The following is a 26,841-nucleotide window of genomic DNA, read 5'->3' as shown; positions in this document are numbered from 1 at the left end:
GCGTACTCCCGACGAACCGGATATGAGACGCCCGACGATTCTCGTGTTTACCCTGGTCGTCGCCTCCGCGGTCGGGGCGATGGCGATAGGGACGGCCGAGCCGCAAGGGGATTCGAAACCGAACGAGCGATGGAACCGAACGTACGGCGGGTCAGGCGACGACATCTTCGCGGACATCGCGCGAACGGACGACGGCGGCTACGTCCTCGCGGGCGAAACCGAGAGCGATAGCTCTGGTATCGACGGCTGGGTGATGAAGATAGACGGCAACGGAAATACGGACTGGGAACGAACGTTCTCCGGGCCGGGGACGGACCGACTGTACTCGGTGGTCACGACGGACGATGGAATCGTCGCCGCCGGGCGAACCGACCGCGGCGGCACCCCGATGGGATGGGTGCTGGAACTCGATTCGGACGGGGAGACGCGACGCGAACGGACGCCGGGAACGGGTGCGTTCTACGGGGTCGAACGGGACGGCGACGGGTACGTCCTCGCGGGGTGGACGCGCGGTGACGGCGGCGTCGGCGGATGGCTGGTAAAACACGATACGTCGGGAGCGAAGGCGTGGGAGCGGACGTACGCGACACCGGACGGGAGCACGGGGCGCTTCAAAGCCGTCGTTCCCACGTCGGACGGATACCTCCTCGCGGGAGAAGTCGAGAGCGGGAGCCAAGACGCGTGGATACTCCGGGTCGGCGACAACGGGGAACGGCAGTGGCAGCGAACGCTGGGCGGCGCGGACCGGGAAGCGGTCTGGGCGGCGACCGGCGACGAGAGCGGTATCGTCGTGGCCGGTGAATCCGAGAGCGGCGAATCGCGCGACGGCTGGGTGTTCCGATACGACGCGAGCGGCGAACGACAGTGGGAAAAGCGGTTCGGCGGCGGCGAAGTCGATTGGCTCGATTCGGCGATGCGAACGGACGACGGCGGCTACCTGTTCACCGGCGGGACGCTCACCGGCGGAATCGGTAGCGCGGACGGCTACGTTGTGAAGACGGGAGCCGACGGGACGCTCCAGTGGGAGAAAGCGTACGGAAGCGACGCGTGGGATAAACCGTGGCCGGCGATACGAACACACGATGGCGGCTTCCTGCTCGCCGGGCAGACCGGCGGGTTCGGTGCCGAAGCCAAGGACGGCTGGGTGCTGGAACTCGGACCGGGGTCGATGACGAGCGCGACGAACGATACGTCCGCGGACGAGACGACGAGTACCTCGGGAACGAGCACGACGGGAGCGGAATCGACCCCCGAAGCGGATTCCCCGTCGAGCAACACGAGCTTACCGGGGTTCACGGTACCAATAGCGGTGGTCGCGGTCGTCATTCTGGGGTTGTGGAGGGGCAGACGAGCGTAGACTTCCGAGGACTGAAAAGCAATGACCACGAACCATGACGTAGCGGTGGCATACTGGTACCGCTACGTAATTCATCTACTTTCGGAGAGACATTTCTAATATTATATAATTATATTAGTTTCAGATACAATCGAGATTCTTTTATTGCTGTGATTAGTCTAACTGTCTAACTGACCAGACAGAACAGTAGATTATGACAGAAGGACAATTCACGGAACGGGCGGCGGATCTCGACCGGGACGGACGCAACGCGTATCGAGTCGCCGGAGAGACCGACGACCCTAGCACGAGAATCATCCGAGGCGTAGAAGAGATAGTTGGACGGAGCGCAGAAAAGCAGACGTGGCTCTACGACAGCGTAGACCCCGATGCGTTGGACGCGATATTCGAGGAGAAACACGACGGAACGACGCGGACCGGCGGAAAGGTCACCTTTACCGCTCGCGGTTGCGAGATAATCGTCGATGCGGACGGCGAGATACTCATCTACGGGCCGGTCACGGACGACGAGAAATAGCCGAACGATTTCGAAACGGTATTGACCATCCGGCCATGAATGGCGTCAAGAACCGATTGATGACTAACGAAGTATCCGTTACGTTCCGTGAACTGTTCGAAGAGCTGCCAGTACAGACCGGTCTATTCAGCTTCGGACCGGTATTGCTCGGTATCGCCCAGTTATGGAACGGCTATTCGCACCAGACCGCACTCTCCTTCCACGCGCTGTTCGCCGTCGTGATGGTCGGGTTCGCGGTACTCGTCACCCGATACCATCTCGCGTCATTCCGGTTGGAGAAACTGGAACGAGTTTAGGCGGTTCCGGCAGGCGCACCCGCTCTCTCACTGCGGCCCGCGTAGGCGTTGTACCCGGCGACGATGGCGACGACGATTCCCGAGATGACGTCGCTCCAGAACGCCGTCGAGGCAGTCATGATGAACGGGACGAGTATCATCCAGAGGCCCAACAGCGCGACGAACGACGAGCTACCCACGCTCGCCGACATTCCCCGCGACATGCGGTAGTAGTTGTACCCCGCGACGAGGAAGATGGCCGCGCCGATGATGAGGTTGTTCCAGTAGCTCGTCATCGACATCGACGGGTAGACGAACGCGGAGATGAATATCCACGCCCCCACGAGCGATACGAACCCGCTCAGCCATTTCAGGCTCGATTCGTCGGTGTCGGTGCTCCGTGTCGTTCTCTCTCTCGCTTCTGTTTCACTCATCAGTGTTTCCCCGATGAAGGGTAAGTCGAGCGAGTGAATAAAGCGAGCGACCGTTTAACCGGAAACGGCGACCGTTCAACGGCTAACGTGCCATTACGCCGATTCGGAGTCGTGGGTTGTGAACCATTCCGTGAGCTGTTCGAGGCGGTGAACGGCCCTGTCCGGGTCGCCGATGTTGTGGTGTTCGTCTGGATAGACCACCAGTTTCGCGGGAACGCCCTGCTTTTTCACGCTGACGTAGAGCTGTTCGGACTGCGAGGGCGGACACCGCCAGTCCTCGCCGCCCGCCGTCACCAACAGGGGCGTTTCGACGTTGCCGACGTCCGTGATGCTGGAGGCGGCGTCGTAGATTTCCGGATTCTCCCACGGGAGACCGAAATCGTTCGTCCACCAGAGGTGTGCGTCGTCGGTCCCGTACGACGACCGGAGGTCGTAGATACCGTGTTCGGCGGCGGCCGCGGCGAAGCGGTCCGTCCGCGTCACGAGATAGCCCGTCGTGATGCCGCCGTAGGAAAAGCCGGTGACGAAGGTGCGGTCCGAATCGGCCCACCCGCGTTCGACGAGGTGCTCGACGCCCGCGAGTACGTCCTCGGACTCCCGCGGACCCCAGTCACCACGGATCGATTCGCTGAAGTCCCGGCCGTAGGAACTGCTTCCTCGATAGTTGGGGCGGAGGACGACGTATCCCCGGTCGGTCCAATAGGCGTATTCGAACGCGAATTCCGGCGCGTCGTAAGACACCGGGCCGCCGTGGATGGCGGTTATCAACGGCCTCGGGTCGGGGTCCTCGGGGTCGAAGTCGTCGGGATAGTAGACGATGCCCTCGATTTCGTCGTCGGCCTCGTTCGAGTAGACTACGCGCCGACAGCCGGACGTATCGTACCTTTCCTCGAACGCCGCGTTGCAGTCGGTCACGCGAGCGGGTTCCCCGGCGTCGAGTTCGTCCGCGTCCATCGCGTACAGGTCGCCGACTGTTCCGGGGTCGGTCAGGAGGAACGCGACCGTCCCGTCCGCGAAGTCGAAGGTCTGGACGGTTCGATAGTCGCCCTGCGAGTCGAAGGTGAACGCGGGCGAATCCTCGTCGGCCGAACAGCGCACCAGGCGGGTGCTCCCCTCGTCGCCGACGGCCGCGAGCAACGTCCCGTCGTCCACCCACCGGAACCGCCGGGAGCGTGCCAGCGTCCGGTCGAGCGATTCCGTGACCGACCGATAGTCACCGTCGTCGGCGACGTACAACTGGGTCGGGATGTGCGTGTTCACCGGGTCGTCGACGGCGAACGCGAGACGGGACCCGTCGGGCGACCAGCGCGGCCCCGCGGCGGCGAGGTCCGAATCGGTAACCGTCCGCAGGTCGCTCCCGTCGGGTGCGATGGTGTACACATCCATGACGCCGGAATCATCGGGGCGGTCGGTGCGGTTCGAAAGGAACGCGATTCGGTCGGCCCCCCACGCCGGTTGCAGACCGAACATCGGTTCGTACGCGCCGCCGCCGTAGGCGTCGTCGAGGCGGCGGCTGTCCCGCGTTTCGACGTCGACGACGAACAGGTAGGTCGTCACGTCGTCCAGAAAGCCCTCGCCGTCGAACCGGTGTTGCAGTCGCTCGGTTTCGACCGGGCCGCCGTCCCGGAGGTCGGCGAGGTAGTCGCGTTCCGTCTCGGTCGGGTCGCGCGACGAGACGACGAGTCGGTCGCCGTCCGGTCCCCAGTCGAACTCGCGGACACCCTCCTCGCGGTCGGTGATTTGCCGGGCGTCGCCGCCGCGAACCATGTCGAACAGCCAGACTTGGGGTTTGGGTTCGTCGTCCGCGCCGTTCGCCTCGTCCGCCTCGTCCTCATCGCCGTCTTCGTCAGTATCGTCGGCCCGTACCGACAGGGAAACGTCCTCGTCGCGGGCGGCGAGGAACGCGAGTTTCGCGCCGTCGGGCGACCACTTCGGCGACCCGGCGTCCGACGCCCGCGAGAGTCGATACGGGTCGTCGCTTCCGTCCGACGGAACGACGAACAGGGAGGTTCGTCGGTCGTCTTCGGACTCGTCGAACTCGTCTGCGACGAAGGCGATTCGGTCGCCGTCGGGCGAGAGCGCGAGGTCGCTCACCAACGTCAGGTCGTAGAAATCGTCCAGTTGAACGGTGTTCGTCACGAATATTCCGTCCCACGGGAGGCTAATAGATGTATGTGCGCCAGCAAATTGGACGGGTCGGGAGCGACGAGGAGTTACGCGACGTTCCGTTCGTCGACCGTCCGTCCCTCCTCGAATCGGTCGGCGTCGAGGCCGGAGATATCGACGAGCGACGGTTCGCCGTCGAAGACGAGTTCGGTGACGAGTTGCCCCGTCGCCGGTGCGTGTTGGAACCCGTGCCCCGAGAAGCCGACCGCGTTGACGAAGCCCGGAATCGTCTCCTCGATTATCGGATGGTGGTCGGGCGTGACGGCGTACAGACCCGCCCATCCCCGGCGAATCCGGGACTCAGGACCGAAGTAGGTCGTCCAGTCCGACGCCTTCTCCACCGCTTCTATCGTCCAGTCGAGGTCGGTCGTTTGGTCGAATGCGTTCGGGTCGGCCGTCGTGTCGCCCCCGAAATGCCCGCCGACGAGCGCGGCCCCTTCCCGTTCCGGGCGGAAGTACGACCCCGTATCGAGGTCGATGGTCAGCGGAACCGATTCGGCGACCGGCGTCTCCGGATCCACGACCGCCATTTGGCGACGCTCGGGTGAAATCGGAAGGTCGAGGCCCGCCATCTCGGCGACGCTGCTCGCCCACGGCCCGGCCGCGTTGACGACGAAATCGGCATCGATGGTTCCGTCGGTCGTTTCGACGCCCGTGACACCACCGGCGTCGCCGAGCACGTCCGTCACCTCGACCCCGGTTCGGACGTCCGTCCCGACCTCTCGGGCGCGAGCGGCGAACGCCTGCAGGGCGAAGTGTGGGTCCGCAAACCCGTCGTTCGGGGAGTACGTCGCGGCGCGGAACAGGTCCGTGCGGAGGCCGGGGCAGACCTCGCGCGCTTCCTCGGGCGTGAGGAGTTCGCTCGGGACGCCCTGTTCGTTTTGCATCGCGACCGTCTCCGCGAGTTCGTCCGCGGAGTCCTCGTCCCTGGCGAGGAAGAGGTACCCGGAACGACGGAGCGCGATGTCGGCGTCGAACTCCTCCTCGAACCGGTCCCAGACCCGCATGCTGGCCCGGGAGAGCGCGACGTTGACGGGGGTCGAGAACTGTGCACGGATACCGCCAGCTGAGCGTTCGGTGCTTCCGGCGCCGATGTTCGAGCGCTCGCAGAGGACCACATCGGCCCCGCGTTCCGAGAGGTAGTACGCGCTCGAACAACCGACGATACCGCCACCGACCACGACGACTCGCATGAATCGGAAAATGACCTCCTGGATAATGGTTCCATCGTCGGGAAATAAGCACGTTCGCACAGAACATCCGCCATGGTTCGAATCCTCTCCGACGCAGACGTGGCGTCGGTCCTCGAAATCGAATCGTTGCTGCCGGTCGTCCGCGACGCGTTCGTCAAGCAGGGACGCGGCGACGTCGAACGCCCCGACAGACCCCACTTCCCGGTCGGCGCGGGACTCGCGGGTGACGCGCCGCTCGGAACCGGCCTCGTCATGCCCGCGTACATCCACGGGGCGGCCCACTACGCCACGAAACTGGTCGGCGTGCACGGCGGGAACGCCGACCGAGGGCTGCCGACTGTCAACGCCCAAATCGCGCTGACTGACGCCGAAACGGGACGTCCCGCCGCGTTCGTCGCGGGGACGCGAATCACGAACGCGCGGACCGGATGCATCGGCGGACTCGCGGCCGCCGACCTCGCCGCCGCCACGCCGATACAACTCGCCGTCATCGGGGCGGGGACGCAAGCCCGGTGGCAAGCGCGCTGTATCGCGGCCGCGACCGACGTCGAGTCGATTCGAGTCTACTCACCGAGCGATTCCAAACTGGTGTGCGCGGCGGAACTGGAGTCGGAACTCGGAATACCGACCACACCCGTCGAATCGGCGGACGAAGCGGTGGCGGACGCGACGGTCGTCGTCACCGCGACGACTGCGACAAGCCCGGTCTTCTCCGGCGAGTCGCTTCAGTCCGGAACGCTAGTCATCGCGGTCGGCGCGTACAGCGCGGAGATGCGGGAACTCGACCGGGAGACGTTCGCCCGCGCCGACGAGACGTTCGGCGACGTTCCCGAGGAGGTGGCTGAAATCGGCGACGTTCGAGCGACCGACCTCGACGCCGACGATTTCGTTCCGCTCTCCGACGTGTTCGAGGGGTCGGACGGTCGAAGTTCGGACTCGGAAATCGTCGTGGTCGAAAGCGTCGGGTCGGCCGTGCTCGACGCGGCCGCGAGCGAGCTAGTGTTCGAACGAGCGAGCGAGGCGGGGACCGGCGAGGAAGTCGAACTGTAACGACCGACCGGCGGGCTCCTTCGTGGGGTTGTGCGGACATATTGCCAGACAGCCATCTGGAGAGCCATCTAGATAGATAGCCAGATATCCATCCAGATACCCAAATGGATCGCCGCGGAGGTGGAGAAATCACACAGAGCTAGCCGAAGAAAGATTTCCAGATAGCTTTCTAGAGAGACATCCGCAAAGATATCCAAATAGAAACCCAAACCGAGACGGTGTGAAACGCACGTTTCAGAGAATTCGGGACGAGATTTACAGGGAACCCGCCGCCGCCACCCAAACACCCACCCAGAAATCTGCAGAGATATCTAGAAATATTCCCGTAGAGATAGCTATCCAGATAGCTATCCGCATAGTTTCGCCCAGTTGTCTGACGAGAATTTATGAGGGGGAAGCGTATATCGACCGACTGTATGAAACGGGCCATCACACTGTGGAGCGAGTCCGGCGGGGTCGGCAAGACGACCATGGCGACCAACGTCTCCGCCGCGCTGGGCCGACAGGACGAGCGGGTTCTCGTCATCGACCTGGACCCCCAACTGGGAAGTCTGACCGACCACGTGGGCTACCAAGAGTTGAAAACCGGCGACCGCGACCACCTCGGGCACGTCCTGCTGGACGACGAAAAGGACATCCGCTCGCTCATCGTCGAAACGGAGGATTTCGACCTCGTACCGTCCCACGAAGGGCTTGCGAACATCGAGAGCGAGATGGCCGCGCGGAACACGTCGCTTCGGGAGTTCCAACTGCGGTCCGCCCTCAAATCCGTCGCCGGGGAGTACGATTACTTCATCATCGACCCGCCAGCGACGCTGAACGTCCTCGTGGACAACGCGCTCGTCGCGGCACGAAACGTACTCATTCCCATCGAACTCACCCGAAAAGGGAGTATCTCCATCGAAGGACTGGAAGACACCCTCGACAGCATGGAACGCGGGTTCAAGAAGTTCGACGACAGCTTCGAGTTGGGCATCCTCGCCGTCGTCCCGAACGAAGTCGGGGATTCGAACATCTACCGCGATACGCGCGAGGAACTCGAAACGGACGGGAAACCGGTGACGCCGTTCGGTGTTCGAAAGCGCGACGTGCTGAAGGAAGCGTGGAAGAACCAAATGAACCTGTTCGAGTTCGCGGAAAGCGACGAAACCCGTGACCTCCGCGAGTACGAAGGCGATCTGCTCGCGAACTTCGAACAGTTGGCGCGAATCGTCCAACAGGGAACGGTCGACGCGGTGGAGGTCGAGGCATGACCAAGGACGACAGGTACGGCGCGACGGACGACGATTACAGCGACGACCTCGACGGCTACGGCACGGAAACCGTTACGACAACGGATTCGAGCGGGGAGACCGAAACGGTAGAATCGAACGCCTCCGAGGCGGATAGCGCCGATTCGACCACGGATTCGACGGCCGCGAGTTCCGACCCGTTACCGTTCATCTTCGCGCGGCGAACCGTGAAAGCCGACCGGGACGCTGTTCCGGTGTACGTACAAGACCAAACGGCGACCGAGATCGACGAACTGGAACGGGACCTGAGTCAAACGTTCGATGGGGACAAAGTGATGGCCCTCGACGTGCGCGAAGCCCTCATCCGCGCGGGGTTGGAGAACGTGGACGACGTGCGCCGAGTGATGGAAGAGTGGGGATACGGTCGGCGGTAACGGCGCTTTCTGCTTGCGGATATCTCGATAGAAATCTGCCAAGACATACGAGAAGAATTCTGTATAGATTTCTGTAGAGCTGTTCGGGAAGGTTTCTAGGTAGAATTTCAAGCGAGAATTCGGGATAGTTTCTCCATTAGGTGTGACGAAGCACCGAGCGACGACGAGATGTTGAATTGTGCAATTAGTGCAAAACCGTTAAGTCGGATGGGTCCCTATCGTGGGGTAGATGACGGACGAAATCAGCGAAATCAGGAAACAAAAACGGGAAGAATTGATGAACGGAACGACGGAAGAAGACGAAGGAACCCCAAAAGAGCCGGTTCACGTCGAGAGTGAGTCGCACCTCAACGAGCTTACGAAGACGAACGACGTCGTGTTGGTGGACTTCTACGCGGACTGGTGTGGCCCGTGCAAGATGCTCGAACCGGTGGTCAAAGCCGTGGCGAAAGAGACCGAAGCCGTCGTCGCCAAGGTAGACATCGACCAACACCAACTGCTCGCACAGCAGAACGGCGTGCGCGGCGTGCCGACGCTCCAGTTGTACGCCGACGGCGAGGTCGCAAAGCGGATGGTCGGGATGCAGGACCAGGCGACGTTGATGAATCTCGTCAACCAGTTCGCCTAAACGGGGTTCTTTATTCGACCGGTCACAACAGGAGAACGAGATGGGTTTTCACACGTTCGACCCCGAGAAGGCGGCAAAGCTCGAAGACGCAGGGCGGTATCGGTACGTCTCCCGCGAGGAGTTACTGGCGCGACTCGACCTCGATACCGACGAAACCGTCGCCGACCTCGGGAGCGGGACCGGATTTTACACGGACGACGTCGCCTCGTTCGGCGAGACGTCGAACGTCAGCGTGTACGCGGTCGACATGCAGGACGCGATGCACGACTACTACCGGGAGAAGGGCGTCCCGGAGAACGTCGCGCTCGTGACGGCGACCATCGACGACCTTCCGTTCGACGACGACGAACTCGACGCCGCGTTCTCGACGATGACGTTCCACGAGTTCGCGAGCGAGGACGCGCTCGCGGAGGTCGGACGCGTCCTTCGACCCGATGGCCGGTTAGTCGTCGCCGACTGGAGCGCCGACGGGCGGGGTGAAAGCGGGCCGCCGGTCGACGAGCGCTACGACCTCGAAACGGCGCGCGAACTCCTCACCGCCGCCGGGTTCGAGGTGGAATCGGGACGCGAGCGCCCCGAGACGTTCGTGCTGGTCGCGCGTCGGTAGGGCAACGGTAAGGCGACGGTAGGACGCCGAGTCGGTTCGATTTTCACGCCATCAGTTCGATGGACCGCCGAACGGTCGCACCGATTTCGGCGAAGTGACACAGCGGATTACCGGGGGACTACGGAATTTTCGAGGACGCTGACGAGCAATCCGACGAAAGATGCTACCATGTATCAATATCTTATTTGCCACATCTAACCGAGATAAACAACATGCCGATTCCGAACTACGGCGACAAGTACGATTCCCCGGCGCTGTTCTCCGCCGCGGACGCCATCGACGGACAGGGCGGCGACACCGGAGTGGAGATTCCGAAGGCAGTCATCATCACCTACCAACGTGATTTCTTCGAGAAGATACTCGCGGAGCGAACGGGCGACCCGATACCAATCGTTCGGGATTTCGAGGTGCACCCCATCGACGAAACGGTCGGCGTCGTCGGCGGGTTCAGTATCGGTGCGCCCGCGACGGGCACCGTCGCCGAGAACCTCATCGCGGCGGGCGCGGAAGCGCTCTGTATCGTCGGCGGGAGCGGGACGCTCCAGCGCTCGATAGAACCTACGGACGCGATAATCGCCGACGAGGCAATCCGGGACGAGGGCGTCTCGTATCACTATCTCCCGCCGGAAGCCGAGGCCGAACCCTCGCCGGAACTCACCGACCGCCTCGAAGCGCGGTTCGAAGAGAGCGAGGTACCGACGCACCGCGGAACCACGTGGACGACGAGCGCGTTCTACCGCGAGACGGTGGCCGAAATCGAGGAGTACGCGGATGCGGGGGTCGTCAGCGTCGAGATGGAAGCGGCGGCCCTGTTCGCGGTCGCCGAATTTCGCGGCGTAGATGCGGCCGCGGTCTTCGACATCGGCGACCTGCTGACCGAGGAGGAGTGGGACCCCGGCATCGAGTACGAGAACGTACAGCCGAAACTCCTCGCCCCGGCGATAGCGGCGCTTCACGACCACCTCGATGCAGAAGAGTCCGATGCGGAAGGATCAGATTCGGAAGAGTCGTGACCGTACGGAGGTTCCCGATGACCGTCGGTCACGGCCATGGAGACAGGTGGTGGTAACGACGGGCCACGATGACGGACGGTAGTGCGTAGAGTCGCTCGACGTTCGATTCCCCGACAAGCATTAGCAACGGCCGGTTGCATGCACGTGCATGGGAGATAACTCGGAGGAGCGAATCGGTGGCGAAAGTGAGCAAACCGGTGACGGAGGCGAACGGACCATCGAACGGGACGCGAAAAGCATCTGTCCCTTCTGCGGCGTCGGCTGCGGCGTTCGACCGGCGAAAACGGGCACGTCCGGAAAGTCCGCACGGGGACGAGGGTGGCACGCGCCGGTGAACCGTCGCGGTGAACTCTGTCCGAAGGGGGTAGCCGCCTACGAAGTCGTCGGCCACGACGAGCGGTTGACCGAACCACAGGTTCGCCGCGACGGGGACCTCGTGAGCGTTTCCTGGGACGAGGCGTTCTCCCGAATCGAAACCGAATTCGCCCGCATCGTGGACGAACACGGACCGGACGCGCTGGGATTTTTCTCCTCCTCAGGGTGTACGAACGAAGAGGACTACCTGCTTCAAAAAATCGCTCGGACCCTCGGCACGAACAACGTGGACAACTGCGCTCGGCTCTGTCACTCCTCGACGGTCGCGGCGATGGCGAGTCGGTTCGGTGCCGGTGCGATGACGAACACGCTTTCGGACCTCGGGGACGCCGACTGTTTTCTCATCTGTGGCTCGAACCCCGCCGAACAGCACCCGATAATCTTCAGTTCGTACCTCGCACCGGCCGCGAAAGAGGGGACGACGGTGGTCCAAATCGACCCGCGAACCAACCGAACGAGCGCCATCGCGGACCACCACTTGCCGGTCAAACCCGGCTACGATATCCCGCTGTTGAACGCGATGTGCGCCGTGATTTTCGAGGAAGGGTTGGAGGACGAGGGGTTTCTCCGCGAACGCGTGTCCGAGGTCGCCGCGTTTCGGGAATTCATCGCCGACGTTGACGTGAGCGCGTGTGCGGAACTCGCGGGCATCGCGGAGGACGACCTCCGAGAGGCCGCGCGCGTCTACGCCACCGCGGACCGCGCCGCGGCGTTCACCGGCATGGGGATGAGCCAGCATCGCTACGGGACGACGAACGTCCACGCGCTTCTCAACCTCTCGCTGGTCACCGGAAACATCGGAAAGCGCGGTGCTGGCGTCAACCCGCTTCGCGGAAAGAACAACGTCCAAGGCGCGAGCGACGTCGGCTGTTTACCAGACGTGCTCCCGGGCTACCGCTCGGTCACGGACGAGGGCGCCCGGACCGCTATCGGAGACGTGTGGGGTGTCGAACCGCCGTCGAAACCAGGTCTGACGGAAGTCGAGATGACACACGAGTTCGGCGACGGAATTCGCGGCGCGTTCGTGTTCGGCGAGAACATCGCGGCGACCGAACCGAACGCGAGTCGAACGGCGCGAGAACTCGATTCGCTCGACTGTCTCGTCGTGCAGGATATCTTCCCGACGAGGACGGTCGAACACGCGGACGTCGTGCTCCCGGCGAGTTCGTGGGCGGAGAAGGAGGGAACCGTGACCAACACCGACCGACAGGTACAGCGGATGCGTCCCGTCGCCTCCCCACCGGGGAACGCGCGCGCCGATTTAGACGTTCTCCGGGAACTCGGCCGAAGGCTAATGCGGCCGACGGGAAACGAGGAAGCGACCGAAAACGAGGCGTCGGAAGGGACGTTCGACTACGACGGGGCGGCGGCCGTCTTCGAGGAGTTACGGCGGGTGACGCCGCAGTACGCCGGGATGCGGTACGCGGAAATCGGGGAGGGAAGTCAACGCTGGCCGTTACCGGAAGGAGCGAGCGAAGGAACCGGTGTCCTCCACCGGGAGACGTTCGCCAACGGACACCGACGCGTGCCGCTCGTCCCGGTCGAACTCGTGGAACCGGACGACGAGGATGAACTCGTATTGACGACTGGGCGCGTCATCGAGCACTTCAACAGCGGGGTCGTCACCCGACGATCCGACGTGTTGACGCGCCTTCGGAGCACCGACGCGATGCAGATACACCCCGACGACGCGAGAAAGCGAGGAATCGAGGACGGGGAAACGGTCGTCGTCGAGAGCGAGCACGGTCGGGTGGAAGCGAGTGCGACGGTCACGCCATCGATTCGTTCCGGCGTGGTGTTCCTGACGTTCCACTTCGCCGAACCGCTCGTCAATCGACTCACTGGTGACGAACTCGACCCCGAATCGAAGATTCCGACGTACAAACACGTTCCCGTGACGGTCACGAAGGAGGTATCCGGAGCGAGCAATGATTGATGATAGCAAGTGACGTGCTTAACCGTGTTCGGCACTAACCTATCGTGAATTCGGCTATCGATCCGCGGCCCCGGATGTCGTCGCCTCCGAATCGCAAAGCGGTGGCGAGCATCGAGCGAGTCGGCAAACAGCGGCCGCGCGTTCGAGAGTCGAACGAAGCATGAACGAACACGAATCAGACGACAAATACGAAACGGACGAGCAGTCGGCAGATAGACATCCCATAAACGAACAGTCGCTATACGAACGATTGTACGACGAAACGATTCCGTCGGTCGTGTCGGTGTACGTCACGCCGCGGGACGTGAACGGCCCGACGAGGAGCGGCGCGGGGTCGGGATTCATATACGACCACGACGCCCAGCGGGAGCCGGACGGATATGTCGTGACGAACGGGCACGTCGTCGGCGGTATCGACGAGGTGGAACTCCGATTCAGCGAGGGCGACTGGCGAACCGGACGCGTCGTCGGACGAGACGGTGGAACCGACCTCGCGGTCGTCGAAGTCACCGACCTTCCGGCGTACGCCGAGCCGCTCCCCGTCGCGGCGGATGCGCCGACGCCGGGACAGCGGGTCGCCGCGCTCGGGAACCCGATGGGTCTCGACGGAACGATTACGACGGGTATCGTCAGCGGAACGAATCGCTCGCTCCCCACCGGGAACGGCTTCGCCATTCCCGATACGGTACAGACCGACGCGGCCATCAATCCCGGAAACAGCGGCGGGCCACTCGTGACGCTCGACGGGGAAGTCGTCGGCGTCAACCGCGCTCGACAGGGGGACGGTATCGGCTTTGCCATCTCGGGAGCCATCGTCTCGCGGGTCGTACCGACGCTGATAGAAACCGGCACCTACCGCCATCCGTACCTTAAAATCTCGACGGTAGACGTGTCGCCGCTCGTCGCCGAGGCGAACGAGTTAGCGGAGACGCGCGGGGTTCTCGTCGTGGACGTGCGCCTCGGTCCGGCGAGCGGTGCCCTCGTGGGATGCGAATCGGTGCGAACGCTCCGCGGACGCGACGTCCCGATCGGTGGAGACGTCATCGTCGGTATGAACGGACGAGCGGTACGTTCACACGAGGAGTTGATGCGACACCTCCTCATCGAAGCGCGACCGGGAGAGGAGGCAGAGGTCGAACTCGTTCGAAACGGGCAACGGCTGTCGGAGACGGTCGTTCTCGGTGAGCGACCGAAAGCACCCGGACGCGGCGGCATCAGCGTCGGCGTGGAGTGAGTCGGAGAGATGACGGAGAAGAGATCCGGCGGAGAAGAGATCCGACGGAGAAGAGATTCGGAGAACAAAGAACGGTAGAAAGGAGAGAAGGGCGGGATTCGGAGAATGAGCTGCGAAGAACAGCGGAAATGGAGGGGTTGAGCGGTTATATACGGGAGTCAAAACCCGGCATCGGAAAAACAACGGAAATTGTGGAGTTAATTCGACTACAGTGACGTTACCATAACAACGGCAACGATGGTGTTAGGCGTGAAGACGTGCGTTATCCTTCGTTCCTCGTACAGCCTCGTTTCGCAGTCGACATTCACTCTCACTTCTCACTCATTCTCGCCTTTCGTGTACACCTCTTTCTCAATCCTCGCGCTCGTCGAGCAGTGACTGATAGTACGGGCGGATACTTTCGTGGACGCCAGCGAGTTCGATGGTCTCTTCGAGGGCGCTCACGACGAGATGAAGGTCCTGTTTGAGCGCATGCTCGCGGTACTTCCCGCCGGACATTCCCTCGTTTTTCTCGGTCGAAGAGATGACGCCGAGCATTGCGAGGTCGGCGAGGTGGTCGCGCATTCGCCTGCTCGTGAGCGCTTCGGTGCCGATGTGATTACACAGCTGCTCGTACCGAGGGCGGATGTCTCGCGAACGGGCAGGGGAGTTATCCTCCGCTTCGAGGGATGTGAGGGCGTAGAGGATGAGACGCGCGTGTTGGGTGAGGTCCGCGACGCCCTCCATGATCCGGTCGCGTTCGAGTTTCCGGCGTGCCTCTTGAACGTGATGGTCGACGACCTGTTCCGCCGCGTCCTTTCGCGCGAGGTCCCCCGCTTCCAGGAGCAAGTCCAGCGCCTGCCGCGCGTCACCGGCGTCCTGTGCACCGTACGCCGCACAGAGCGGAATCACGTCTTCCGCGAGGGCGTTCTCGTGAAACGCGACCTGTTCACGCTGGGAAAGCACCTTCTGGAGTTCCGTCGCGTCGTACGGCGGGAACGAGACTTCCTTTTCACAGAGCGAGGAGCGAACTTTCGCCGAGAGCGAATCGCGGAACGAGAGGTCGTTGCTGATGCCGATAAGGCCGATTTTGGCGTGTTCGAGGTATCCATTGCTTCGCGCGCGAGGGATTTGATAGAGAATGGAATTGTCGTTGATGTGGTCTACCTCGTCCAGAACGATGATGATGGTGCCGTTGAGTTCGTCGAGTTCGTCCCAGAGGAAGCTGTAGACCTGTGCTTGCGGATAGCCAGTGTTGCTGATCTGATCAGCCGGATCGCGGAGCGTGTTGACGAGCCGAACCGCGACCTGGTAGCTCGAATTGAGACCGTCGCAGTTGATCTCGACGACGGAAAGGGTGATATCGTCGTACCGAGCGGCGTCTTCCTGCAGTTGGTTCAGAAGAAATCGCGTCGCGGCGGTTTTTCCGACCCCACTTTTCCCGTACAGAAAGATGTTCGACGGCGCTTCCCCGTTGATTATCGGTTGCAGTGCGGCGTGATACTCTTCGAGTTCGTCGTCCCGACCGACCAGATTATTCGGCGTGTACTCCTCCAAAAGGGCGTCCCGATTTTTATAAAGGGAGTTATCCCGGTCGAAACTAAACGAGGTCATTACACAACGTATTCACGGTCGAGTATATAAAACTGGGCCGTCCTTTGTTTCTTTTGTTCCGAATGATTTAAGTCCCTTCAGGATTTGTCACGGTGCATCGTTTCCGTTGTCCGCGGGGAAGCGTTTCGGTAATTCCGGGATTTGGAAACTTGGAGACGAAAAACCGGAAAGGGGGAGCGAAAAGGGAGAACGGAAAGGAGGAACGAGAAGAGAAATCCGAAAAGGGAAACTCGGAAAGGGTAACTCAGAAGAAGGAGATTACGGACGAGAAACAGGGAGTCACGGAGAATCACGGAATGTGAACACGTCGGAGAAGAGGTGAGATAGACAGCGGAAACGGTGGGGTTGGGGAAAGTGACGAAGTGGATTTATCCGAGTAGAATCGAGGAAGAGGTCATTTGGCCGTAGAATTCGCGTGTTTATCTGATGGCGAGGTGTTGAAAAGACACGAGTCGTTTATAAACGGACACCCACCCCATGGTTTCCGGAGTCTTTGGGAGAAGGGATGGTGGGGGTGGAGGAAGGCGGTCTCTAGAAGGCGGTACTTTTATTATCCATATCGTATAACAGTACCCGTAGTAGCAGAAAAGAACAACTTAATAATTCTATTAAACTAGACTGTAGTTCAAGTAAGTATGGCTTATAAATATATCTCATTTGACACTACCTCTTTCGTGACTTTTCCAGTCGTTTTCCGAGGTTTTTCCAAGACGTTTCCGGGTTGGTTCTCACCCCGTTTTTAGAAGCTTATTCAAAGATAATTATCTATGGGTCTAACTAGTGGATCATTCTCGATCTTCTCGATTCATATCCCAGCTGAACTGCCTTATCAGCAACGAGGGACGCTTTTACCCCGACTTTCCCGTCTTTTTGGCCCGTTCTCTGTACGGCAGAAACTCCTCTGTTTCCGCTGTTCGTCACAGATGTTCACGTGTTGATAGGACTGAACTTCTCTTCCCTCCTCTCTCCCACCCCACCCTATCCCACCCCCTCCCCCCCACCCACCCTTTCCCACCAAAACAGCGGAAATCATGGGGTGGGTGTCCCCCTACCCATATTCTCATTCCGTTTGGTGGCACCGCACGTTTCATTCGTCCAACAGCGGAAATCGTGGGGTGTGTAGGACCGTGTACTTCGATCTCGGGCATGACCGTGTACTTCGACTCGGGTCGGCAGCAGCAAGGGGACGATGGATATCTCAGGCTGAACGGTACAGTCGAGATGAGATACAGCACGGATTGTGATGTTCACCATTCTGCTATCATAGCACGGCTCACTACTCACCTACTTCTTATCTACTACTCACCCACTACTCGCCTACCGCGAACGATAGCAACACGAGTTCCACAATACGGGTCACGAAGAGACTACGACTGTAGCGAGGATATACCAGTAACGACAATCCACCATAACGACCGATTCGCCGTAACGACCAGTCCAACAGAACGACTTGTCCGACAGTACCGACTGGTTCACCGACGGCGAGAAATCGCTCCCACAACGGCGAGGAAACAGTGACGATACGGCAGCCACAGCACCGACAGAACACACGGTGGTCCCGTTGAAAACAGCGGAAATCATGGGGTCGTCGAGTAATTCGACGAAGCGACGGAAACAGCGGAAATCACGGGGTCGCTTATAACCTCCTCGAAACAATTCCATCGCTGCTCGGGAGAGTGAACAGCGGAAATAGAGGAGTCAACGAGTTCTCGGTATCTGTGGGTTTCTCCCATCAGTTGGGTTCTCATTCGTTCTGCGACGTTTTTTCTCCTAGTAAATCAATGTAGTTATGATCTCCGAATTCGGTCTGTCGGGCGTGGAAACAACGGAAACAGTGGTGTGGCTCTGAGAACCACGACTTCGGCTCGTTCTCCCATTTATTCGATTCTCATTCCAATTCGGTCCCCATCAAACTCCAATCAAATCCCCATCAAATCCCAATCAAATTCCCATCTCCATCGAATCCTCATCTCCATCGAATCGACCCGCCTTTCCACCGACACACCCGTTGACACTGTGCTTTGAAGCGGAACTGGAAGAAGGTCGATTGTTACGTCGTTCGGTAGAAACAGGCCGAATAACGGGGTTCTTATTCGGTTTGTTCGACTTCGAGGATACGTGCGTCACACCCTTCACAGGTGGCGGCGACGACTTCCATCGACCGGCAGCAGGACTCGACGGTTTCCTGCTCCGCCGTGATATTATCACCACATTCCGGGCAGGTATCGAGGAAGATACGAAGGCCGCTAAGGATGCGGCTTTGGTTGTCGACGGAGAGGTCGTCCCAGTGATCGTATCGGTCGCTCAGCTCGCGGGCGGCCGCGAGGTCGGCGATCAGCGCGGGTCGAGATTCCCATTGGCCGAGTCGGCGGCCCTCGATTCGGGCGATGAAGGCGGAGTCGTGCTCTTCGAACTCCAACTCCGATTCGTCCGCGCCAAGAATTCGACTCAAGTCCCGCTTTTCTGCACCGTCCGCCATGACGCGCTCCATGTTCTCGTGCCACGCCGAGCGGAACTTCTCGTCGAGGCAGAGGTCGTCGATTTCGGCACAGGGTTCGACGACGTTCGCCTCGGAGAGGACGTCCTCCGGCTCGCGGTCCGTCGGTTCCGGTGTCGCGGTCGGCATTTCGTGCTTGTCGAACTTTCGAAGCAACCAGTCGGGGAAGTAGGTTTTCGTAAACCACGGTGTTCCGGGAACGAGGTACCCGCGGAGATAAATCGCGGCCATGCTGAACGCGAAGAACGCGATCCCGAGCGGCATCGCTGGAAACGTCAGTATCGTACTGACGACGACGGCGATAGCGACGTTGACTATCGTACAGGGTGTACAGCGATTTTCACCCGTGTACTCCGGCTGTCGGAAGCGGTCGATGGTACGTGGGAGTTCAGTGCTCATTTCATTCCAATCATTTTCCTTCACCACTATATATTTATTGTTGAATGTTGTCGATGGTATTAAAAAAGCGAGAAACTAACGGAAGCAGAATGGATTCTCAATTCGAGTGAGGTCACCATCTATCGGTGTGAGGACGGTACCAGGAGCGAGAACGGTACAGGAAGTGAGAACGGTACAGGAAGTGATGGCGGTACCAGGAGCGAGATTGTAAGGGGTTGTTTGCAGCAGGCGCGCGTAACTGTCGGTCGAATTGTCCCGTCCCGACGGCCGACGGCGAGAAAACGGGTTCCGATTATCCGACGGGTTCCACTATCCGATGTGTCTCGACTACCCTACCGACGGATCGGCGCGTTTGAGTCGAATCGTCACGATGCTCCCCATCGGTCGATTGGTACCGAAGTGTAGCTCGCCCCCGAACTTACCGACGATCCAGTTCGTCAGCCACAATCCGAGTCCGCTACCGTGTTGGAGGGCGGTTTCCCTCCCTTCGATAAGCACCGCCTGTTCTTCCTCCGGGATTCCCGGTCCGTCGTCTGCAACGACGATCTCTACCCACCGTTTCTCGTCCTCCTCGACGGTCGTTACCGAAAGCGTCACCGTCGGTCGTTCGCGGTCGTTGTGTTTGATGGCGTTTTCGACGACCTCGTTAACGACCGTATCGAGCGTTTTGTCGCCATATACCCACGCCCTCTCGGGGAGATCAGCGGAGAGCTCGACCGAAGGATACGCTTCTCGGAGATCAGAGCACGTCCGTTCGATGAGACCCGTGATTTCGATGGCGGCCCGCGTCCCGCTGGGTTTGTCGAGCGTCCGACCGACCTCGCGGGCCTTTTCGCTGACGTCTATCAGGTCTGTCGCCTTTCGTTTGATGATTTCGGCGCTTTCGGTCGCCTCGGGGACCGATTCTATGAGGTTGTCCGCGTGTCCGAGAACGACGTTGAGGTCGTTTCGAAGGTTGTGTCGGAGGATGCGGTTGAACACTTGGAGGCGTTGTTCACGACGGAGCAACTCCTGTCGCGTCCGAACGGAGTTGATGGCGTACGCGATGCTGTTGCCGAACTTCGAGAGGACGTGTCGCTCCGTTTCGTCGAATGCGTGCGGGTGAGAAGAATAGACGTTCAACACCCCGTAGAGGGTGCTTTCGTATCTGAGGGGTATCGTTGCCTTCGACCGATAGCCGCGCTTGCGGGCCTTCCGCTGCCACTCCTCGTCGGAGGAATCCGTGCCGATATTCTGTGTTATCTGCATCTGTCCCGTTTCGACGGCGCGTGCGAGCGGCGTGTAGTGATATCCTTCCGAATCGGTGTGGAGTACGTCGTCGAGGTATCCCTCCTCGACTCCCGCGGAGACGCGGGGAACGATTCGTCCGTCGTCGTCGGCTTTTCCGATCCACGCGAGGCGGTACGATTCGGACGCCGTGAGTCGTTCGCAAACGGACTCTTCTATCTCCCCGCGGGTCGATGCTTCGAGAAGCGATTGGCTGATGCCCCAGATGAGTTCGTTGATCGCTATCTGACGTCGGACCGTCTGCTCCGCACGTCGATGTGCGACCGCGTTCTCGACTCGGTTTGCGAGGGCGACGAACTGTCTCTTTCCGGTCCCTTTCCTGAGATAGTCGGTAATTCCAGCGGAAATCGCTTTGCTCGCTGTTTTTTCGCTTCCGCCACCCGTCATGAGGATGAAGGGCATTTCGGGTGCTCGCTCTCGAACCGCGTCGAGCAGTTCGAGGCCGTCCATCTCCGGCATCTCGTAGTCACTAACGACGCAATCGAACTGCTCCTGTTCGAGGCGGGCCAGCGCGTCCGTTGGGACGGTCTCCGTGCGAACGGTCACGTTCTCTATCTCCTGTTGAAGGATTTCCGACGCGATCGTTCCGAAGAACTCGTTGTCTTCGACGTGGAGCACCCGAATCGGGCGACCTTCCATTCTACATTACACGTCTCGTATGTGACCAATATATAACTTTGTCCTCGTCATCTTGGATACATTACATACTTCACGTATCCCGGTTTATCCCGTCTATCGTTTCACACCAATTGCCTGCTCGTTGTACGTCCATTTCGGTCCAGTCTACGTGTTCGGCTCGTCGTTGTGACTACCGAGCTACCGTTTTTCGGGCGGCTCGGGAACCCTCCCGAACTCGGGGCGGGCACCGCTCCCGGCGGCGGCCCATTCGACGGCGTTCCCCAAGATACGCCGAATCTCGGGCTGTCTGTAAATCGGGTACGTTTCGTGGCCGGGTCGGAAGTAGAAGATGCGTCCCGACCCGCGGCGGTAACAACATCCGCTTCGGAACACTTCCCCGCCCTCGAACCAACTGACGAAGACGAGTTCGTCGGGGGCCGGAACGTCGAATCGTTCACCGTACATCTCCGCGTTCGGAACGACGACTTGCTCTTCGATTCCGTCTGCGATGGGGTGGCCGGATTCGACGACCCACAGGCGCTCTCGCTCGCCCACTTCCCGCCACTTCAGGTCGCAACTCGTTCCCATCAACCGCTTGAAAATCTTCGAGAAGTGACCCGAATGGAGGACGATGAGCCCCATCCCGTCGAGGACGCGTTGTTGTACCCGCTCGACTACTTCGTCTTCCACTTCGTCGTGCGCTGTGTGCCCCCACCAAGTGAGTACGTCCGTCTCGTCGAGCACCTCCTCCGTCAGCCCGTGCTCGGGTTCGTCGAGCGTCGCCGTTTCGACAGCGAAACCTCGCTCCTCGAACGCTTCGGCGAGCACCGCGTGGATGCCGTCGGGATAGCACTCCTCGCTCGCTTCGTCCTCTCGCTCGTGCCGGAATTCGTTCCACACCGTGACGCGCGTGTCGTCCATGTCTCGTCTCTCACCGGCCGCTCGATTGGGTGTTTCGGAAGCCCACTCCGCCGAGACCACACCACAGCTACGTGTATCCCCATTTCCCCGAGGCCACAGCCACGTATGTTCCCGTACGACCACAGCCACGTTTATCTTCATCCCTGTCGGATTCGCGTCATGGACCCCAGAATCAGCATCGTCACGCTCGGCGTCGCCGACCTCGGCGAGTCAGTTCGGTTCTACCGCGACGGACTCGAACTCCCGATGCAGGAGTCCGAGGACGGCGCAGACATCGCTTTTTTCGAACTCGCCGGAACGTGGCTGGCGCTTTACCCGCGGACGGCACTCGCGGACGACGCGACCGTTTCGCCCGATGGACGTGGCTTCGACGGCATCACACTCGCCCACAACGTCGAATCGAGAGAACAGGTCGATTCCGTCCTCGGCGACGCGGTTTCGGCGGGCGGTGACCTCGTAAAACCAGCGACGGAAACCGAGTGGGGCGGCTACTCCGGCTACTTTGCCGACCCGGACGGACACCTCTGGGAAGTCGCGTGGAACCCCTACTGGGAGTTCGACGGGTAGAGTCGCCGTGCCGCTCCGAAATCACTCTTCGGAAACTTCGTCCTTCTCCCATCCTTCGCTGTATATTCGCTCGTCCGGGACGCCGATGTCGGCCAGTTTCTCCGTGGTTTCGACGACCATTCCCGGGACGCCACAGCAGTAGAAATCGGTCGCTTCGGGGTCCGGAACGACGTCCTCGATGTGCGCTTGGACGTGTCCCGTTCGGCCGCTCCAGTCCTCGTCCGAGAGCGAGTAGACCACGGTCAGGTTCTCGTGCTCCGCTTCGAGTTGGTCCAGCGTCTCGCGGTACATCACGTCCTCTTGCGTCTTTTCGCCGTAGAGGAAGGTCGCGTGGCCGGTCCCGTCCCGAAGATACTGTTTCACCATCGCCATCATCGGCGTGATTCCTGTTCCAGTCGAGACGAAGGCAACGTCGGAATCGAGGTCTCGGAGATAGAGGTTGCCGTCCAACTCCTCGATTTCGATGGTGTCCCCGGGTTCGCGGTCGTGCATGTACACCGAGGCGGTCCCGTCGTCGTAGCGCTTTATCGCCAGCGTGATGCTGTTCGTCCCAGGCAACCCGGTCGCGGTGTACGGCCGGACGACTTCCCCGTCTTCCGTTTCTCCATCACCGTCATCGCCCTCCCGTTCGAAGTGGAGGTGGGTGTGGTGGCCTGGTTCGTACTCGAACGCTTCGTCCGCGACGAGTTCGAACTGCTTGACTCGCGGCGTCATCCGATGTATCGACGTGATTTCGACCTCGCGCATGGCCGACGCTGACGGTACTCCTCTCCGTAAACGAACCGGCCGAACTGTCGGATGCCCCGACTACTGGACTGCCGACTTATCCTGCTCGACCGCCGGAGCGCCTTCCTCCCGGCCGCCTGACTGCCGGAACGCCTATCCCGACGGAGTGCCTGGATATACCTCCATGAACACCGCCGACATCCCCGAAACGCTCCCTCGCCGTAAGCGGAAATCCATCGAGCGAGTACGAACGGTGAGCCGCCTCCTCGACGAGGCGTTTCGCATCCCCGGGACCCAGTTTCGCGTCGGTCTGGACCCGATTCTCGGCTTGCTTCCCGTCGGCGGCGACCTCGCCTCGGCGCTCATCTCGCTCTATATCGCGCTCGAAGGGTACCGAATGGACGTTCCGCGTCACGTGCTCGCGCGAATGCTCGCAAACGTCGCAATCGACACGTTCGGCGGGTCGGTTCCCGTACTCGGTTCTGTTTTCGACGCGGCGTGGAAGGCGAATCGGAAGAACCGGGCCCTCATCGAACGACACGTCGAGCGTTACTGAGCGAACTCGAGCGTCACGGCCTCGGCTTCGAAGTCCTCCACGAACGACCCCGAACCGCCGACCGTCACTTCGCCGTCCTCGGTTTCGAGGACGAGCGCCGCTTCGACCGGAAACGCGTTCGACGCCGGTTCGAGCAGCGATTGGCGGACGTCGATGACGCTCCCTTCGACCGTCGTGGGGTCCGCCTCCTCGCCGACCGGCCGTCCCGTGACGCGCGCGGTGATGCTGTTTCCTTTCCTGAGGTGGAGCGTCGCTTGCAACACGGCGGAGCGGAAGTCGTCGAAGGTCTTCGGCAGCGCCACCGGTTCCGTCGCGTACACCTCGTTCGCCATGGGCCAGTAGTTGCCGAAGAACGACCCGACGAGGACCGGCACGAGCTGTTCCTGTGCGAACGTGATGGCCTGCTTGTCGCTGTTCGAGCGGACTATCATCTCCGTCGGCGCGACGAGGCCGAACTGCTTGTCAACCGTGAGCGTCGTCGGCATCGGTTCGCGCCACACGCGGACCGTGCTGGCGAGTCCCTCGAACTCCGCCTCGTCCACGTCGTCCCGGTGGACGCCGCTGAGGACGAGCAACACGAGCACCCCGCGCTCGACCGCGCTTTCGAGTTCGCCCGCGACCTCGGGGAGGTGTTCGTAGGGAATCGAGAGCGTGACCTCCTCGTTCGCCGCCGCGAGCCGGTTTTGAATCCGCTTGATGACGGTGACGCGGGACTTGATGACCTCGAACTGGTCGGGTTCGCTGGTCGTCGCCGAGTACCGCTCGTCGAGGGCGGGCCGCATCGTCTCCACCCGGTCGGCGAGCGTGCCGATGACCCGCTCGGGCGGGTTGGCACGAATCATGGTCGGGACGACGTGGTCGTTCACCTCCACGAACCCGCGTTCCGCCAACTTCTCGCTGGTACTGTAGACGTACCGCTTCGACACCCCGGCGTCGTCGGCGATGGTGCTGGCTTTGGCTTCACCCTGTTCGAGAATCGCGAGATACGTATCGACTTCCTTCTCCGAGAGACCGAACTGGCGGAGGAGTCCTGAGAGCGTACGGTCGTCCATTTCTTGGCTCATGGTTTCTCGGGTATCTATTTACTTTCCCCGGTGGCTCGAACGACGACGACATCCGAAACGAGGAGTTCGGTCCCGGAATGCGTTCCGCCGTCGTCTCGTCTCGCCGTCGGAATCCGCCTTCCCGTTACCAGGTCTTCGGCTTCGATTCGTTCGTCGATTCGAACCGATTGCGGCCGTTCCGAGAAGTTCAGCGCCACGACGACGCGTTCGGCGTCCATCTCGCGGGCGAACGCGACGACCGCTTCCGAATCGCTCTCCCATTCGACTCGCTCGACCGTTCCGTCCCGAAGGACGGACAACTCGTCGCGGGTTTCGCACAGCGAGCGGTGGAAGGTCGTCAACACCTCGTCGCCGTCGTCCCAGCGCATCGTGCCCCGGTATTCGGTCATGCCGCGCTCTTGGCCGTAGTACATCATCGGCGCGCCGGGGAGCGTGAACGTCGCCGCCGCGGCGGCTTTCAGCGCGTCGCGTCCGCACTCCTCGCGGTAGCGCGATTCGTCGTGGTTCTCGACGTACCTCAAATGGACCGCGCTGTCGGGGAACCCGACGCGTTTCGCGTCCTCAAGTGCGTCGAAAACGTCGGAGGCGGGTTTTTCGCCCGTCCCGATGTCGCGCAGCGTACCGTACAGCGTCGTGTCGTAGTGCATCGTGAACTCGCCCTCGTGGTAGGCCGGGTCGCGCGGAATCGTCTCGTCGAGGAGCAGGAAATCGTCGGGCACGCGGTCGGCGACCTCTTTCCAGAACTCGTGGGGGACGCCCCACGCCACGTCGCATCGGAACCCGTCCACGAGTCCCGCCCACTCGTCCACCACGTCGAGCAGGAAGCGCCGGACCGCGAGCGAATCGAAGTTGAAGTTCGGAATCCGCTCCCAGTTGAAGTAGCGCTGGGCTTTCGTTTCTCCCGTTTCCCCATCCTCCTCCCAGACGTACCAATCCCGGTACTCGGGTACGCCCGCTGCGCTCATCTGGAACGCGGGGTGGTCGCGCGAGGAGTGGTTAATAACGAGGTCGAAGATGACGCGAATCCCGGCGTCGTGGCAGGCGGCGACGAAGGACTCGAATTCGGCGCGCGTGCCGAGGTCGTCCGCCGTTTCGAAGTAGTTCGTCGTGTGATAGCCGTGCGTCGTCGGACTCCCCAGAACCGGGGTCAACCACACGCAGTCCACCCCCAGCCATTCGAGGTAGGGGACTCGGCGCTCCAGTTCAGTGAAGCTGGTATCGACCGTCTCCCCCGCGAAGGACCGGACGAAAATCTCGTACACCGTCGGCGACGCCGCCCACTCCGGCGGGTCGTTCGGTCGGTGGATTCGCGTCCGTGCGTTCCGATTTCGACCCGCTTCGTCGTCGCCGCGAATCTCCACGCGCTCGGCGACGCTGTGGCGCTCGCCGACCGCGACGGCGTGAACCCGTCGCCCGTCGGCGATTTCGTCGCGCGGGATTCGGACGGTTCGTCCGTCGCTTTCGACTCGATGAACGCGTTTCTCCCCGCTGGCGAGCGCGCCGGGAGCGCGCTCGCCGATGTAGAACTCCACGGCAAGTTCGTCGTCCGCGTAGTCGCTGTCGGGTGCGGCTTTCGCGTCGGCCGTGACGAGGACGTCTCCCGCCTCCCGCTCCGCGTCGAGACGAATTCGCGGCCGTCCCGGTCCCGGAACCGAGAGCGTCCCCCGAACCTGCTCGGTGAGGTCGTCGTTCAGCAGGAATCCGTAGGGATGCTCCCCGGGCGGCAGTTTCGTCTCGTACACGTACGCCCCGTCCTCGTAGGTCGGGCGGTCCCGTCCCACGAGTTGCTCGTTGAACGGTCCCATGATACAGATGGACTCCAGTTCCTCGTGGGGTATCGGGAGGTCGGACAGCGGCAACTCGAACCGCGCGGTGCGGCGCACGTCGGGAAACGCGCGAACGAGCCGTTCGCGCTCGCCGTCGGGCGCGGTGAGGCGAAGTCGATAGAGGCCGGGAACGTCGGGCGCGAAGTGGACGACCGCATCGTCGCTGACCACCGCCGAACTTCCGTTCGGACGTGCTTCGACGGTCCAACTGTACTCCGAATCAACGTCCGGGTCCGGGTCGCGCGGTGCCAGTTCCACCGACTGGCCGACCGTGGTAAACCGCGGAGGAGCTACACTGTGCATGTGTTCCACGGCGCAGAGGAGGATTAACTATCT

At 61.3% G+C, this 26,841-nt stretch carries 24 protein-coding genes; 14 read left to right on the top strand and 10 right to left on the bottom strand.

The window, feature by feature from the left end; all coding sequences use genetic code 11:
* Positions 1-22: 22 nt before the first annotated feature.
* From OPC11_RS18985 to OPC11_RS18975, 3 genes are all read left to right on the top strand, one after another.
* Positions 23-1,357 carry a hypothetical protein gene (locus OPC11_RS18985; protein WP_264782972.1) on the top strand — a complete coding sequence of 445 codons (1,335 nt, stop codon included), beginning with the start codon at positions 23-25 and terminating at the stop codon, positions 1,355-1,357.
* A gap of 193 nt (positions 1,358-1,550) precedes the next feature.
* On the top strand, positions 1,551-1,874 hold the full coding sequence (locus tag OPC11_RS18980; protein ID WP_007978094.1) for a HalOD1 output domain-containing protein: 324 nt from the start codon (positions 1,551-1,553) through the stop codon (positions 1,872-1,874).
* A 59-nt stretch (positions 1,875-1,933) separates the two neighbouring features.
* Positions 1,934-2,170 (top strand): hypothetical protein, encoded by a 237-nt coding sequence (locus OPC11_RS18975; RefSeq protein ID WP_232423890.1) that lies wholly within the window; start codon positions 1,934-1,936, stop codon positions 2,168-2,170.
* Here the strand turns inward: OPC11_RS18975 and OPC11_RS18970 are convergent.
* From OPC11_RS18970 to OPC11_RS18960, 3 genes are all read right to left on the bottom strand, one after another.
* Complete coding sequence (locus tag OPC11_RS18970) at positions 2,167-2,583, bottom strand: SPW repeat protein (RefSeq protein ID WP_007978097.1); 417 nt, start codon at positions 2,581-2,583, stop codon at positions 2,167-2,169. The genes OPC11_RS18975 and OPC11_RS18970 overlap by 4 nt on opposite strands.
* 93 nt (positions 2,584-2,676) lie before the next feature.
* Positions 2,677-4,722: a S9 family peptidase gene (locus tag OPC11_RS18965; protein WP_264782971.1), complete on the bottom strand. Its 2,046-nt coding sequence runs from the start codon at positions 4,720-4,722 to the stop codon at positions 2,677-2,679.
* A gap of 74 nt (positions 4,723-4,796) precedes the next feature.
* A complete protein-coding gene (locus OPC11_RS18960; RefSeq protein WP_026177977.1) occupies positions 4,797-5,942 on the bottom strand; it encodes an FAD-binding oxidoreductase in 1,146 nt (381 codons plus the stop codon).
* A gap of 72 nt (positions 5,943-6,014) precedes the next feature.
* On the opposite strand from OPC11_RS18960, the gene OPC11_RS18955 reads away from it, so the two are divergent.
* From OPC11_RS18955 to OPC11_RS18920, 8 genes are all read left to right on the top strand, one after another.
* Positions 6,015-6,992: an ornithine cyclodeaminase family protein gene (locus tag OPC11_RS18955; RefSeq protein ID WP_264782970.1), complete on the top strand. Its 978-nt coding sequence runs from the start codon at positions 6,015-6,017 to the stop codon at positions 6,990-6,992.
* A 416-nt stretch (positions 6,993-7,408) separates the two neighbouring features.
* Positions 7,409-8,245, top strand: a complete 837-nt coding sequence (locus OPC11_RS18950) for a ParA family protein (RefSeq protein WP_007978104.1) — start codon at positions 7,409-7,411, stop codon at positions 8,243-8,245.
* A complete protein-coding gene (locus tag OPC11_RS18945; protein WP_264782969.1) occupies positions 8,242-8,658 on the top strand; it encodes a hypothetical protein in 417 nt (138 codons plus the stop codon). The genes OPC11_RS18950 and OPC11_RS18945 overlap by 4 nt, the downstream gene beginning before the upstream one ends.
* A 229-nt stretch (positions 8,659-8,887) precedes the next feature.
* Entirely contained in the window at positions 8,888-9,286 is a 399-nt protein-coding gene (gene trxA, locus OPC11_RS18940; RefSeq protein ID WP_007978108.1) for a thioredoxin, read from the top strand.
* Between the two features lie 40 nt (positions 9,287-9,326).
* The gene (locus OPC11_RS18935; RefSeq protein ID WP_264782968.1) at positions 9,327-9,893 is read left to right on the top strand and encodes a class I SAM-dependent methyltransferase; all 567 of its coding nucleotides are present in this window, start codon (positions 9,327-9,329) and stop codon (positions 9,891-9,893) included.
* Positions 9,894-10,105: 212 nt separating this feature from the next.
* The gene (locus tag OPC11_RS18930) at positions 10,106-10,906 is read left to right on the top strand and encodes a nucleoside phosphorylase (protein ID WP_264782967.1); all 801 of its coding nucleotides are present in this window, start codon (positions 10,106-10,108) and stop codon (positions 10,904-10,906) included.
* A 148-nt stretch (positions 10,907-11,054) separates the two neighbouring features.
* Entirely contained in the window at positions 11,055-13,217 is a 2,163-nt protein-coding gene (locus OPC11_RS18925; RefSeq protein ID WP_264782966.1) for a molybdopterin-dependent oxidoreductase, read from the top strand.
* Between the two features lie 160 nt (positions 13,218-13,377).
* Positions 13,378-14,451 carry a trypsin-like peptidase domain-containing protein gene (locus tag OPC11_RS18920; protein ID WP_264782965.1) on the top strand — a complete coding sequence of 358 codons (1,074 nt, stop codon included), beginning with the start codon at positions 13,378-13,380 and terminating at the stop codon, positions 14,449-14,451.
* Positions 14,452-14,802: 351 nt separating this feature from the next.
* On the opposite strand, the gene OPC11_RS18915 is transcribed toward OPC11_RS18920, so the two are convergent.
* Positions 14,803-16,044 carry an orc1/cdc6 family replication initiation protein gene (locus OPC11_RS18915; RefSeq protein ID WP_026177973.1) on the bottom strand — a complete coding sequence of 414 codons (1,242 nt, stop codon included), beginning with the start codon at positions 16,042-16,044 and terminating at the stop codon, positions 14,803-14,805.
* Between the two features lie 149 nt (positions 16,045-16,193).
* On the opposite strand from OPC11_RS18915, the gene OPC11_RS18910 reads away from it, so the two are divergent.
* Entirely contained in the window at positions 16,194-16,346 is a 153-nt protein-coding gene (locus OPC11_RS18910; RefSeq protein ID WP_264782964.1) for a hypothetical protein, read from the top strand.
* A gap of 1,787 nt (positions 16,347-18,133) precedes the next feature.
* On the opposite strand, the gene OPC11_RS18905 is transcribed toward OPC11_RS18910, so the two are convergent.
* The 3 genes from OPC11_RS18905 to OPC11_RS18895 all read right to left on the bottom strand — a co-directional run bounded on the left by OPC11_RS18905 (position 18,134) and on the right by OPC11_RS18895 (position 21,766).
* The gene (locus OPC11_RS18905; RefSeq protein ID WP_007978120.1) at positions 18,134-18,940 is read right to left on the bottom strand and encodes a hypothetical protein; all 807 of its coding nucleotides are present in this window, start codon (positions 18,938-18,940) and stop codon (positions 18,134-18,136) included.
* Between the two features lie 327 nt (positions 18,941-19,267).
* Positions 19,268-20,866, bottom strand: coding sequence for a response regulator (locus tag OPC11_RS18900; protein ID WP_264782963.1), 1,599 nt, complete (start codon positions 20,864-20,866; stop codon positions 19,268-19,270).
* 177 nt (positions 20,867-21,043) lie between these two features.
* Positions 21,044-21,766: a ThuA domain-containing protein gene (locus OPC11_RS18895; RefSeq protein ID WP_264782962.1), complete on the bottom strand. Its 723-nt coding sequence runs from the start codon at positions 21,764-21,766 to the stop codon at positions 21,044-21,046.
* Positions 21,767-21,925: 159 nt separating this feature from the next.
* On the opposite strand from OPC11_RS18895, the gene OPC11_RS18890 reads away from it, so the two are divergent.
* On the top strand, positions 21,926-22,333 hold the full coding sequence (locus OPC11_RS18890) for a VOC family protein (RefSeq protein ID WP_264782961.1): 408 nt from the start codon (positions 21,926-21,928) through the stop codon (positions 22,331-22,333).
* 21 nt (positions 22,334-22,354) lie between these two features.
* On the opposite strand, the gene OPC11_RS18885 is transcribed toward OPC11_RS18890, so the two are convergent.
* The gene (locus OPC11_RS18885) at positions 22,355-23,080 is read right to left on the bottom strand and encodes an FAD-binding oxidoreductase (protein ID WP_007978128.1); all 726 of its coding nucleotides are present in this window, start codon (positions 23,078-23,080) and stop codon (positions 22,355-22,357) included.
* Positions 23,081-23,243: 163 nt separating this feature from the next.
* Here OPC11_RS18885 and OPC11_RS18880 point away from each other — a divergent pair, with 163 nt between their 5' ends.
* Positions 23,244-23,615, top strand: a complete 372-nt coding sequence (locus OPC11_RS18880) for a DUF4112 domain-containing protein (protein WP_007978130.1) — start codon at positions 23,244-23,246, stop codon at positions 23,613-23,615.
* Here OPC11_RS18880 and OPC11_RS18875 read toward each other — a convergent pair.
* Positions 23,609-24,667, bottom strand: coding sequence for a TrmB family transcriptional regulator sugar-binding domain-containing protein (locus OPC11_RS18875; RefSeq protein ID WP_007978133.1), 1,059 nt, complete (start codon positions 24,665-24,667; stop codon positions 23,609-23,611). The genes OPC11_RS18880 and OPC11_RS18875 overlap by 7 nt on opposite strands.
* Before the next feature lie 26 nt (positions 24,668-24,693).
* Positions 24,694-26,808, bottom strand: a complete 2,115-nt coding sequence (locus OPC11_RS18870; protein ID WP_264782960.1) for an alpha-amylase family glycosyl hydrolase — start codon at positions 26,806-26,808, stop codon at positions 24,694-24,696.
* Between the last annotated feature and the right edge of the window lie 33 nt (positions 26,809-26,841).

The organism is Haladaptatus sp. T7 (assembly GCF_026008575.1).
Taxonomy (GTDB): Archaea; Halobacteriota; Halobacteria; order Halobacteriales; family Haladaptataceae; genus Haladaptatus; species Haladaptatus paucihalophilus.
Note: the sequence above shows the minus strand (reverse complement) of the source record. Positions and strands in the feature narration are given on the sequence as shown.